The organism is Faecalibacterium longum (assembly GCF_040094125.1).
Classification (GTDB): domain Bacteria; phylum Bacillota; class Clostridia; order Oscillospirales; family Ruminococcaceae; genus Faecalibacterium; species Faecalibacterium longum.
Window position 1 is genome coordinate 1 of record NZ_JBBNIH010000039.1, and the last position, 12,103, is coordinate 12,103.

General features: G+C 61.2%; 10 protein-coding genes and 1 tRNA gene. 10 read left to right on the forward strand and 1 reads right to left on the reverse strand.

Annotated elements, in window-relative coordinates:
• The first annotated feature begins 139 nt into the window (after positions 1-139).
• The 5 genes from AAAU26_RS00465 to AAAU26_RS00485 are packed head-to-tail and all read left to right on the forward strand — an operon-like array spanning position 140 to position 7,166.
• Complete coding sequence (locus AAAU26_RS00465) at positions 140-3,469, forward strand: DEAD/DEAH box helicase (protein ID WP_227618927.1); 3,330 nt, start codon at positions 140-142, stop codon at positions 3,467-3,469.
• A complete protein-coding gene (locus AAAU26_RS00470; protein ID WP_227618928.1) occupies positions 3,466-4,461 on the forward strand; it encodes a C40 family peptidase in 996 nt (331 codons plus the stop codon). Before AAAU26_RS00465 ends, AAAU26_RS00470 begins: the two co-directional genes overlap by 4 nt.
• Positions 4,462-4,473: 12 nt before the next feature.
• Entirely contained in the window at positions 4,474-5,475 is a 1,002-nt protein-coding gene (locus AAAU26_RS00475; protein WP_227618929.1) for a dipeptidase, read from the forward strand.
• Positions 5,476-5,506: 31 nt separating this feature from the next.
• Positions 5,507-6,355, forward strand: coding sequence for a serine hydrolase (locus AAAU26_RS00480; protein WP_015565296.1), 849 nt, complete (start codon positions 5,507-5,509; stop codon positions 6,353-6,355).
• Between the two features lie 40 nt (positions 6,356-6,395).
• Entirely contained in the window at positions 6,396-7,166 is a 771-nt protein-coding gene (locus tag AAAU26_RS00485) for a sulfite exporter TauE/SafE family protein (protein WP_158396032.1), read from the forward strand.
• Between the two features lie 56 nt (positions 7,167-7,222).
• On the opposite strand, the gene AAAU26_RS00490 is transcribed toward AAAU26_RS00485, so the two are convergent.
• Positions 7,223-8,080 (reverse strand): DegV family protein, encoded by an 858-nt coding sequence (locus AAAU26_RS00490; RefSeq protein WP_227618930.1) that lies wholly within the window; start codon positions 8,078-8,080, stop codon positions 7,223-7,225.
• Between the two features lie 196 nt (positions 8,081-8,276).
• Between AAAU26_RS00490 and AAAU26_RS00495 the strand changes: the two genes are divergently transcribed.
• The 5 genes from AAAU26_RS00495 (at position 8,277) to AAAU26_RS00515 (ending at position 12,103) form a co-directional block, all read left to right on the forward strand.
• Positions 8,277-8,726: a CPBP family intramembrane glutamic endopeptidase gene (locus AAAU26_RS00495; protein ID WP_227618931.1), complete on the forward strand. Its 450-nt coding sequence runs from the start codon at positions 8,277-8,279 to the stop codon at positions 8,724-8,726.
• Complete coding sequence (locus AAAU26_RS00500; RefSeq protein ID WP_149793515.1) at positions 8,723-9,211, forward strand: nucleoside deaminase; 489 nt, start codon at positions 8,723-8,725, stop codon at positions 9,209-9,211. Before AAAU26_RS00495 ends, AAAU26_RS00500 begins: the two co-directional genes overlap by 4 nt.
• Before the next feature lie 261 nt (positions 9,212-9,472).
• On the forward strand, positions 9,473-10,423 hold the full coding sequence (gene ymfI, locus AAAU26_RS00505; RefSeq protein ID WP_265104228.1) for an elongation factor P 5-aminopentanone reductase: 951 nt from the start codon (positions 9,473-9,475) through the stop codon (positions 10,421-10,423).
• 72 nt (positions 10,424-10,495) lie between these two features.
• Positions 10,496-11,881, forward strand: coding sequence for an RNA polymerase sigma factor (locus AAAU26_RS00510; protein ID WP_158396036.1), 1,386 nt, complete (start codon positions 10,496-10,498; stop codon positions 11,879-11,881).
• A gap of 146 nt (positions 11,882-12,027) precedes the next feature.
• Positions 12,028-12,103, forward strand: a tRNA-Thr gene (locus AAAU26_RS00515).

Below are 12,103 nucleotides of genomic sequence, written 5' to 3' on the forward strand. Positions count from 1 at the left end.
GTCGCCGACTTGATCAAAACGCTCTAAGAGAAATCTTGGAGCGTTTTCTTTTTGCTTTTTTCGTCCAAAGCTCTTGCATCTGGTCGGCGGGTGCGGTATGCTTAACCAATAGGACGCTTGGGAGAGGGAGGGCAGAGACATGGACAGAGAAGAGATCCGCTATCTGCTGGGCAGCACGATTTATGCACGGGCCAAGGCATATGAGAACCGGGTGCAGGATCTGGAATGTGAGACGGCGGAGAACGGCGTGCGCCATCTGAGCGCCGATGTGCGGGGCAGCGGTCGGAACCTCTACCGGACCCAGGCGTGGCTGCGCCAGAACGGCAGTTTCGTCAGCGCCAGCTGTACCTGCCCTTTCAATGAAAACGGCGAAGGTCCCTGCTGCAAGCACATCGGTGCGCTGCTGCTGCATGAGGTGGATGAGCCGGAAGAAAAGACGGAGTCAAAACCGGAAAAGAAGGCACTGCTGGACATCCCGGGCGTGCAGCGCGGGACAGAATTTGCTAAAGAAGCCGCAGCCCGGAAGGATAGCTACGTCTCCGGTCTCGAGATGCTGTTCGGCAGGAAATGGCGAGGCGATGAACCCGTCTCGGATGTGCAGGCGCAGGAACTTCTTCGAGCTTATCAGGAGGACGCGCTGGCCGAGGTGGAGAGTCTGACGGCCTCGGACGGCCAGCAGCGAGGCTTCGCGGAACTGGAACCGGAGCTCATCCTGGACTACTCCGGACAGCCGCCGCTGCTGCGCCTCCGCATTTCGGACGGCGGGCGGCAGTATGTCGTAAAAAGCATCCCGGAACTGCTGATGGCTATCGAGAAAGAGCGGAGCGTCAGCTACGGCAAAACGCTGGCCTTTGTCCACCGCTGGGACGCCTTTACCTCCGAGGCACAGAAAATTCTGACGCTGCTCCGCCGCCAGCAGGACACGGTAAAGAGCGTGGAAGCCGCCACAGGCCGCCCGACCCGCAGCATCGCAAATGGCCCCGCTGGAAGTGTGCCGCTATCGGGTGAGCTGCTGGATGAACTGGTGGTATTATATGAGCCGAGGGGCGAGGTGGGCGGTTACGCCTTGCGAAAGGGTCTGCCCGCGCTGACGCTGCGGGTCGAGAAGAAGAGGGGCGGCGTACACATCGTGGTAGAGCCCAGTCTATACACATTGCAGGGCCTCGACTACAGCTACCTTTATAATGAAGATACCATCTGGAAGCTGGAACGAGCCGAAGCGGCCCGTCTGCTGCCCGCGTTGAACGCCCTCTGTGGCAGCGGACTCTTTTTCACCAGCAAGGATGCCGTGTCGTTTTGCAGCTTCGTGCTGCCGGAGCTGGGCCGGAAGATCACCATCGACGACCCTGACCGGCTGCTTTTGAATCAGATACCGCTGGAGCCGGTGGTGCAGTTTTATCTGGATGCGCCCCACATGGGGGCCGTCCGCGCCCACCCGGAATTTTTGTATGGGGAAGACCGGGTGACGCCTTTTGCGGCCCCGACCGATTTATTGAGGGATGCCCGCGCAGAGCGTCGGGCCGGGCGGCTGCTCCAAACTTATCTGACCCAACAGACCGACACCAGCCCCGCCGAATATGGCACAGACGACGAGGATACCCTTGTTACTTTCCTTGAAGAGGGTGTGCCTGCCCTGCTGGCGGAGGGCGAAGTCTACCTCAGCGATGCATTCCGCGACTTGCAGGCTGCACCGCCAAAAATCTCGGTGGGTGTGTCGGTACAGGGCAGTGTGCTTGATTTGGAGGTGGACACCGGCGAATTCCCGGTGAGCGAGCTGAAAGCTCTGCTCAAGTCGCTCCACCAGAAAAAGCGCTACCACCGCCTGCGGGATGGCCGATTGCTGCGGCTGGATGACTCGCTGGAAGTGCTGGACGAACTGAACGAAACGCTGGAACTCTCCGGCGCAAAGCTGGGCCAGAATCATGCGCAGCTTCCGCTCTACCGTGCGCCCAGCCTCGACTGGGCGCTGTCGGGCCAGACCGGTGTGCGCTTCAACCGGGATGACGCCTTCCGGCGCATCAGCCGGAGCTTCCACGCCGTCAAGGACAGCGAGTATGCCCCGCCTGCCTCCCTGCAAAAGACTCTGCGCAAATATCAGCGGGACGGCTACCGCTGGCTGCGGACGCTGGACGGTTACGGCATGGGCGGCATCCTCGCCGACGATATGGGCCTGGGCAAGACGGTGCAGGTGCTGAGCTACCTGCTGGCCATGAAGCAGAACGGCCAGACTCTGCCCAGCCTTATCGTCTGCCCGGCCTCGCTGGTGCTGAACTGGGCCGAGGAGTGTCAGAAATTCACGCCCGAACTCTCCTGCGTGGTGGTGGATGGCGACGCCGCCCACCGCGCCGAGCTGGCTGAGAGCTGGCCCGCCGCCGACCTCGTGGTGACCAGCTACGATTTGCTGCGGCGTGACGAGACGCTTTACGAGGGGCAGGAGTTTTATGCCTGCATCCTCGACGAGGCGCAGGCCATCAAGAACCACACCACCCAGAAATACAAGGCCGTCTGCAAAGTGCGCAGCCGGGTGCGGTTCGCCCTCACCGGTACGCCGGTGGAGAACCGGCTGGGTGAGCTGTGGAGCATCTTCTCCTTCCTGATGCCGGGCTATCTGCCGCCCTACAAGAGCTTTTGCAGCCGGTTCGAGAAGCCCATCGTGCAGGAGGAAGACCAGACCGCCGTGCGGCGTCTCAATCAGCTGACCGGCCCCTTCATCCTCCGCCGCATGAAGTCGGATGTGCTCAAGGAGCTGCCGCCCAAGACCGAGAATGTCTACCGCATCGAGCTGGAAGAGGAGCAGCGCAAGCTCTATCTGGCCGCTGTGGTGGACGCCCGGGAGAAGCTGCAGGCCGCAAAGCCCGAGGACAAGATGGCGGTGTTCGCCGTCCTCATGCGGCTGCGGGAGATCTGCTGCGACCCGCGCCTTATCGCAGACAACTGGGAGGGCGGTAGCGCCAAGCTGGACGCCTGCGTGGAGCTGGTCTCCAGCGCCGTGGAGGGCGGCCACCGCATCCTGCTGTTCAGCCAGTTCACCTCGATGCTCGAGCTGCTGGCAAAGCGTCTGGACGCCGAGGGCATCAGCCACTTTACGCTGCAGGGCTCGACGCCGAAGCCCGTCCGGGCGGAGCTGGTCCGGCGGTTCAACGGGGGAGAGGTGAGCGTTTTCCTCATCTCGTTGCGGGCCGGCGGCACCGGCCTTAACCTGACGGCGGCGGACATCGTCATCCACTACGACCCGTGGTGGAACGTCGCCGCCCAGAATCAGGCCACCGACCGCGCCTACCGCATCGGCCAACAGAACCCGGTGCAGGTGTATAAGCTCATTGCACAGGATACCATTGAAGAAAAAATCGTGGAATTGCAGCAGGCCAAGCAGTCGCTGGCCGACACCGTGACCGGCACCGCCGATGGTGCCATCCTCTCGATGCGGCCGGATGAGCTGCTGCAGCTGCTGGAAGGGAGCGAACCATGAAATACGCATTGTTTTCGGTGCCGGTAGGCACCATTTACGACCTGCCCCAGACCATCAAAGAGAGCGAGGCGGGTCTTGTCTCCACCATCGGAGATGAGGGCCTGTATGGGCAGGCCTGTCAGGTGCGGACTGCGCCCGGCAGCGTGACCGCTGCGGGCGTCCAGCTTCCGCCCGATGTGGCCGAAGTGGTCAGCTTTTACGGTTACCATGGCTATGTGAATCAGCGGGAATTGCAGTTTGTCCGCGAGGAGGAGCTGTGGGAGTATCTGGGGGCAGACCTCGTTCTCGTGGGCCGCGCTACGGATGTCCTCAGCCTGCCCAAGGTGCAGGGCGTCCGGATGATGGAATTGGAGCGGGGAGGCGTTCTCCGCCGCCAGCCTGAGACCGCCGAAGAGGCCGAGGCCCACAAGGGCTGGGCGAAAGTCCTGCTGACGGATGGCCGGACGGGCTATGTCCGGGATGTGGCGCTGGAGCCGGTGAAATATGAGATGACGGCGGTCTTCTCCCAGAGAGAGGGCCTTGCCTTCAATGACGCGCTGGCCGAGACGCTGGACACGACGGCAGACAAGCTCGTGCCAGAAGCTGTAGCACGCTGGTACGGCGGCAGTGAAGATGCCTTCCGCGCCGCTGTCTGTGAGCAGGCAAAGAAGTATATGGGTACCGAGTACCGCTGGGGCGGCAAGTCGGGCCGGGGCATCGACTGCTCGGGCCTTGTCAGCAGCGCCTATATGCAGTGTGGTGTGCTCATCTACCGCGACGCAAAGATCATCGAGGGCTGGCCGATGCATGAGGTGGCTTTCGAGAACAAAAAGCCCGGCGATGCGCTCTTCTTCCCCGGCCATGTGGCGCTTTATCTGGGCGAAGGGCGGTATATCCACTCCACCGGTGCCGCCGCCAGCGGCGGTGTGGTCATCAACAGCCTTGAGCCGAGCGACCCGCTGTATCGGGAGGATCTGGTGAAGTGTTTGTATGCGGTGGGGAGTATTTTCTAAAAGGAGATAACCATGAAAGTCTTTGATCTACATTGTGATACCCTGAGTGAGCTGCGCTACGCCGAAAAGGCGGGTACGCCCAAGAGCTTTGCGCAGAATGATTTGCATATCGACTTGCAGAAACTGAAAAAGGGCGACTATATGCTGCAGTGCTTCGCCGCCTTTGTCAATCTGGGCGACAAGACCCCCGGTGCCGACCCGCTGGTGACGGCGCTGGAAGAAATCGACGTCTTCAAACGCATCATGGAAAAATACCCGGAGGATATTGCTCCGGTATATCAACCCTCTGACATCCGAAAAAACGCCGCCGAGGGCAAGATCAGCGGAATGCTCACCATCGAAGAGGGCGGCTGCTGCAAGGGCAGCATCGGCGTGCTGCGCCGGATGTACGAGCTGGGCGTCCGCATGATGACTCTGACCTGGAACCACGAGAACGAGCTTGCCAGCCCCAACGTCGTCCCCGGCGGGGGCCACAACATCTGGCCCTGCGCCCCCAACACCGAGACGGGCTTGAAGGAGAAGGGCTTCGAGTTCCTGGCTGAGATGGAGCGTCTGCACATCATCGCAGACGTGAGCCACCTGTCCGACAAGGGCTTCTGGGACATTGTGGAGCACTCCACCCGCCCCTTTGCGGCCAGCCACTCCAACTGCCGCGCCCTGGCACCCCACTGCCGCAACCTCACCGACGAGATGATCCGCGCCCTCGCCAACAAGGGCGGCCTCGTGGGTCTGAACTACTGCAGCGGCTTCCTCGACAACCAGCCCGAAGAAAAGCTCTGCCGCAGCACCACGGCCCTGATGGCAAAGCACGCGGCCCACTTCAAGCAGGTGGGCGGTATTGAGATCATCGGTCTGGGCAGTGACTTCGACGGCATCGGCGGCAAGCTGGAAATGGACGACTGTTCCAAGCTCCCGCTGCTGGCCGACGCACTCTGCCGCGAGGGCTTCACCGAGGACGAGGTAGAGGCCATTTTCTACCGCAACGCCCGGCGGTTCTTCGAAGAAAACCTCTAAATAATGTATAAAACGACAGGGAGATTCCAAAATGGATAAAAACATGACGCTGGAAAAGCGTATTGCCGCCGAGCTGTATTCCTATCAGGGCAAGATGAGCGTCTTTGTGGACGATTTGCACGGCCACACGGTCGAAATCGGCGCTGACGAGGAATTTGAGACGGCTTCCACCATCAAGGCATATATCCTCGCAGCCCTGTATCTGCAGGCCAGCCGGGGCAAAGCCAGCCTCGAGGAAAAAATCACTTACAAGCCCGAGCACTTTGTGGACGGTTCCGGTATGCTCCGGGCGCTGGGCGTGGGCGCAAGTCTGAAAGTTAAAGACGCCGCCACCATGATGATCATCTGCTCCGACAACATCGCCACCAACATGGTCATCGACTATCTGGGGCTGGACACCATCAACGCCTGCATCCGGGAGATGGGCTTTGCCCACACCGTCCTGCACAACCCGCTCCACTTTGATATTTACAACGACCTCGGCACCACGACGCCCCGGGACTACGCCTCGCTGTTTGCGCAGGTGGCAAAGGGAACGCTCGTCAGCGCTGAGGCCAGCGCTGAGATGTTGGCCATCTTCCGTCAGCAGCATTACAATACCATGCTGACCCACGACTTCCCTCAGTTCTATCTCGACTGCGAGGAGACCGGCGAGCCGGAACTCATCTGGGTGGCCAGCAAGAGCGGCAGCATGAACGCCTGCCGCAACGACGGCGGCATCGTCCACACCCCCTACGGCGAGTATGTCATCGTCCTGATGAACAAGGACTTCCACGACATCATCGAGTACAATGACCATCCCTCCATGGTCTACGGCGCCCGGGTGTCCCGGATGATACTCGACCAGATTTTGGCCTGCGAGGGTGAGCTGTACAAGTAAAATCGTGGAAAAAATAGGAATATTAAGGGGAATCATAACAATGGGTATTCAAATCAGCCTGCCGATGATGGCATTTCTGGTGTTCATGACCGGCTTTGCGGGCTTTGTCGATTCGGCAGCGGGCGGCGGCGGACTCATCAGCCTGCCGGCCTATCTCTTCGCGGGCCTGCCGCCTCACTATACTTACGCCACCAACAAATTCAGCGCCGCCTGCGGCACGACGTTCGCCACGGCCAGCTTCTTCAAGAACGGCGCGATGAACCTCAAGGTCGGCATCCTCGCCGCCATCGGCAGCTTTGCAGGCAGTGCCTTGGGCGCACACATCGTCCTGATGCTCAGCGATGAGGTGCTGCAGATGATGATGTTCATCATCCTGCCCATCGCGGCAGTCGTCATCCTGTGGCGTCGCAATCTCCCGGACGAGAACCGGGACGACGGCACCCTGAATTTGAAAAAGGCCCTGCTGGCCCTGGGGATCGGCCTCGGCATCGGTCTGTACGACGGCATGGTGGGGCCTGGCACCGGGACCTTTGCCATCATCGCTTTTACCAGCCTGATGGGCTTTGACCTGCGCACCGCCAACGGCAACGCCAAGGTGCTCAACCTCGCCAGCAACTACGCCAGCCTCTTCACCTATCTGAGCAGCGGGCTGGTGGTCTTTCCGGTGGGCATCCCCTGCGCCATCAGCAACATCGTCGGCAACATCATCGGCTCCCACTTCGCCCTGAGAAAGGGCGCAAAGTTCATCCGCCCCATGATGCTCGTGGTGCTGGTGCTTTTGCTGGGCAAGCTCATCACGGATATGCTGTAAGGAAAAACGAAAAGAGGCTGCCGTGCAGATGCACAGCAGCCTCTTCCTATATACTTTTAGTCGATGACCAGCCCGTTATCAAAGAAGGCCAGACCAAACGCACCGGGACCGGCGTGGGTGCCGATGACGCAGCCAATCTGGCGCACCAGCGGCTCGGGAAGGCCGAGATTGTCCACCAGATAGGTCTGGATGGGGTTCACCTCGCGGGGGCTGATGGTGTAACCGGCCAGAGAGGGGAAACGGGGATTGACGCCGCCCAGCTCCTCTATCTTCTTGAAGAGGGCGACGTATGCGCCGGGCAGACCCCGGGCCTTACCGGCCATGGCGACTTTGCCCTCCTTGATGGTGATGAGGGGCTTGATGCCCAGCATCCCGCCGGCCACGGCGACGGCGGCGGGCAGACGGCCGCCCTTGCGCAGATACTTCAGGTCGTCGATGGCGGCGACGAGGTGCAGGTGCTCCTTGGCGTGTTCGAGGGTGGCGGCGATCTGGACGGCAGACTTGCCTTCATCCCGCAGGTGTGCGGCCAGACGCACCAGCAGACCCTCGCCGAGGCAGACATTGGTGCTGTCCACGAAGAGGACGTTGTCCACGTTGGCCAGGTCTGCGGCCAGCTTCGCACACTGATAGGTGCCGGACAGCTCATGGGACAGGAAGATGCCCACGACCTCGTCTCCGGCGGCAGCAGCCTCGGCGTAAAACTTTTCGAACAGCTCAGGGCTGGGCTGGCTGGTGGTGGGCAGCTTTTTGCAGCCGGCCATGTGCTCGTAGTACTCGCTGGGAGTCAGGTCCACGCCGTCCTGGATGACGGTGCCGTCCTCGAGGGTGACGTTGAGGGGGATGACGTCCACACCCAGCTGTACGGCCTCGGCGGGCAGGATGTCGGATGCGGAATCGGTAAGAATGCGTATCATATAGCTCGTACCTCCATGGGTGCGTTCATCGTGTGTCTTTGGTAAAACGACAAATCTATAAAAAAGTCGTACAAAGTATACCAGAACGCCGGGCGGAATGTCAATCTTTTGAGTGAAATTTCTTCGAATGAACGAAGAACTGCTTGCAAAACGGGGCGGCAATATGGTACAATGTCCGCCGACAGGAGGGTGCGCCGTGAAAAGACTGATAAGGGAAACGGAAAAGCCGTCTTTTCCGGCTCAGTGCCGGGTCCTGGCCGAGGCGGCAGTGCTCTGGGCGCTGCTGGCGGCGGGAGCACTGCTGCTGCTCCCGGCAGAAAAGACGGCTCTGCCCGAGGGCGCGGCCCTCGCGTGGGCTGCGCTGCGCATCTGCCTTGTGACCCCTCTGGCGGAAGAGCTTGCCTTTCGGGGCGGGGCGCTCTATCTTTTGCAGCCGCTGGGCGGCGCGGGGGCTGTGGTGGTGCAGGCGGTGATTTTTGCGGCTCTGCACGGCAGCTGGACGGCCCGGGCCTATGCGCTGGGCATGGGACTCATCTTCGGCTGGGCGGCCCAGAAAGCGAAGAGCGTATGGCCCGGCAGTGCGTTACATATTATAAATAACTGCCTCGTGTTTGCCGCACGGCTGGCAGAAAGGGGAATGGGATGACCGATTTTGAGCTGATGGGCGCAGCGCTGGAAGAGGCCCGAAAGGCCGCTGCACTGGGCGAAGTGCCGGTGGGCGCGGTAGTGGCGAAGGACGGAGAGATCATCTCTGCCGCCCACAACACCCGCGAGACGGAGAAAAACGCCCTCCACCACGCTGAGCTGCTGGCCATCGACGCGGCCTGCAAAAAGCTGGGCGGCTGGCGGCTGTGGCAGTGTGAGCTGTTCGTGACGCTGGAACCCTGCCCCATGTGCAGCGGCGCCATCATCAACAGCCGCATCAAGCGGGTGGTGTACGGTGCCGCCGACGTCAAGGCGGGCTGCTGCGGCTCGGTGACAGACCTCTTCGCCCAGCCCTTCAACCATCACCCCGTCATCGAGAAGGGACTGCGGGCCGATGAGGCACAGCAGCTTTTGCAGGAATTTTTCGTTTCACTGCGGGCCAGGCGGGCCGCAAAGCCCCGCTGGAAGCCGCCCGTGAACCCCTGAATCTGTGAAAAAAGTGGGAACTGCGTGAAAAAATCACCGGTGACCACTTTATTTTTTCGCCCGATTGTGCTATATTATTCAATGGAAACTTGTCGAAACCACACAAATGCCGCCGGGCGCGCCGCAGAGCCGGCCTAGACCGGAAAAAGTGAGCAGAGCGCAGCTCCGGCGGGGTGGGGGAAGTTGTTTCCTTTCCCGCCGCAGAGGCTTTGACACGAAGAGGCGCTGCGGCCGAAAATAGTGGACAGGAGGGTTTGACTCTTGTACAACGACGAATTTGAGCTGACATTTGACCTTGCAGACGCCGGGCCGAAGAAAGAACAGCGCAGGCCGACCCTGCCCGAGCCGGAAGAAGCGGCTGTGGCCGTACCGCCGGTGCAGGAAACGAGGGAAATGCCGGTCAGCGCTGCGCCGGAGAACACGCCGGCATCGGAGCCGGAACGCGAGCCGGAACCTGCGGCAGAGCCCCAGAGCACTGCCCCGGCGGCGAAGGACCGCACCGTCCTCATCTCGGGCGGCGACCGGGGCATCGGCGCAGCAGCAGCCCGCGCATTCTATGCGGCGGGCTACCGGGTGGCAGTGTTCTACCACACCAACGCCGAGGCCGCCGCAGCCCTGCAAAAAGAGCTGCCGGGCGTACTGGCCGTCCAGTGTGACGTGGCCAGCCGGGCCAGCTGTGAGCTGGCCTTCCGCGCCGCCGAGCAGGCGCTGGGCCGGGTGGATGTGCTGGTGAGCAACGCGGGTATCGCCCAGCAGAAGCTGTTCACCGACATCACGCCGGAAGAGTGGCAGCGGATGCTGGACGTCAACCTGACCGGTGCGTTCAACCTCTGCCAGCTGGCCCTGCCCGGGATGATACGCCGCAAAGCGGGCCGTATCCTCACCGTGAGCAGCATGTGGGGCCAGACCGGCGGCAGCTGCGAGGTACATTATTCCGCCGCCAAAGCGGGCCTCATCGGCCTGACCAAGGCACTGGCAAAAGAAGAAGGTCCCAGCGGCATCACCGTGAACTGCGTGGCCCCCGGCGTCATCGACACCGATATGATGGCTTCGTTCACTGCTGAGGACAAAGCGGCATTGGCCGAAGAGACCCCTGTGGGCCGTCTCGGCACCGCCGAAGAGGTGGCAAAGCTTCTGCTGTACCTCGCCGGAGAAGACGCCGGCTACATCACCGGCCAGGTGTTCGGCGTCAACGGAGGTCTTGTGATTTAAGAAGCAAGGCCGAAACTATGAGACAAGTTCACTTGCGGGGCGCTTCCCCTGCAGTGAGAAGGAGAGAGCGAAATGGGCATGACTTTGAAGGAACTGTTGACGAAAGGCGAAGGCACCCTGTCGGCACAGGAGGCCAAAACTTTGGCCGCACAGTGCAGGATGGATGTGGAAACGCTCTATACGCTCCTTGAAGAGCGCGGCATCAAGATCATCGAGGATGAGGCCGACGCCGATGTGAATCTGGACGTGGACAGCATCATCGCCGAGGTGGAGAACGCCGAGAACAACAGCGACGAGCTGGGTCTGGGCGGCGACGACGAGGAAGAGGCCGCCGAGGAGAACCCTGCCGACCTGAAGGCTGCAATGGATGAGCTGCTGGACGACCCCGTCAAGAACTACCTCAAGCAGATCGGCCAGATCCCTCTGCTGAGCGCGGAACAGGAAGTTGATCTGAGCAAGCGCATCCACGCCGGTGCCGAGGCTGCCCACATCCTGCAGGCCGACCGCCAGAAGTACGGTGCGACCGAGTACATCAAGAAGAACAGCGCCCGCTTCTCGTTCGAGGAGGATGAGAACAGCCGCAGCTACACCGAGGACATCGACGAAGAGGGCAGTGAGAAGCCCAGCGAGGACGCCGAGGAAAAGGCCGCTGAGGAAGAGGCCATGGAGGCTGTGGAGAACGGTCCCCTGACCGAGGAGCGCCGTCAGGAGCTGCTGAAGATCCGCCGCGACGGCCTGAACGCCCGCCGCAGCCTGAGCGAAGCGAACCTCCGTCTGGTGGTCTCCATCGCCAAGAAGCATGTGGGCCACAATCTGGCCTTCCTCGACCTCATCCAGGAGGGCAACATCGGCCTCATCAAGGCGGCTGAGAAGTTCGACTGCGACCGCGGCTTCCGCTTCTCCACCTATGCGACCTGGTGGATCCGTCAGGCCATCACCCGCGCCATCGCCGACCAGGCCCGTACCATCCGTATCCCGGTGCATATGGTCGAGACCATCAACCGGATGCGTCAGGCCACCAACCAGCTGGTCTACCAGAACGGCCACGAGCCCACCCCGGAAGAGCTGGCAAAGGCCATGGACATGAGCGTCGAGCGTGTGCGTGAGATCCAGCGCATGGCACAGGAGCCCGCCAGCCTTGAGAGCCCCGTGGGCGAGGAAGAGGATTCCTCTCTGGGCGATTTCGTTGCCGACGAGAATGCCGAGGCTCCCGGCAAGGCTGCTGACCGCGCTATGGTGGCCCAGCAGATCAATCAGGCTCTCAAGAGCCTGACTCCCCGTGAAGAGAAGGTCATCCGTCTCCGCTTTGGTCTGGACGATGGCCGTCCCCGCACGCTGGAAGAGGTGGGCCGCGACTTCGGCGTCACCCGTGAGCGCGTCCGCCAGATCGAGGCAAAGGCCATCCGCAAGCTGCACAGCCGCAAGTGCCTGGCCCTGCTGAACGGCCTTATCGAGTGATATTTTCAACAATGCAGACGGCTGCCGTGGAAAACGGCAGCCGTTTTTCTGCATCCGGGCAGAAAAAACGCAAAATGCAAAATTTTTTTGCAAAAAACTCTTGCAATGCGGCAGAGTTTATGGTATTATAATTGAGCTGTGATTGTGCTGCTATAGCTCAGTTGGTAGAGCGCATCCTTGGTAAGGATGAGGTCTCCAGTTCGAATCTGGATAGCAGCTCCA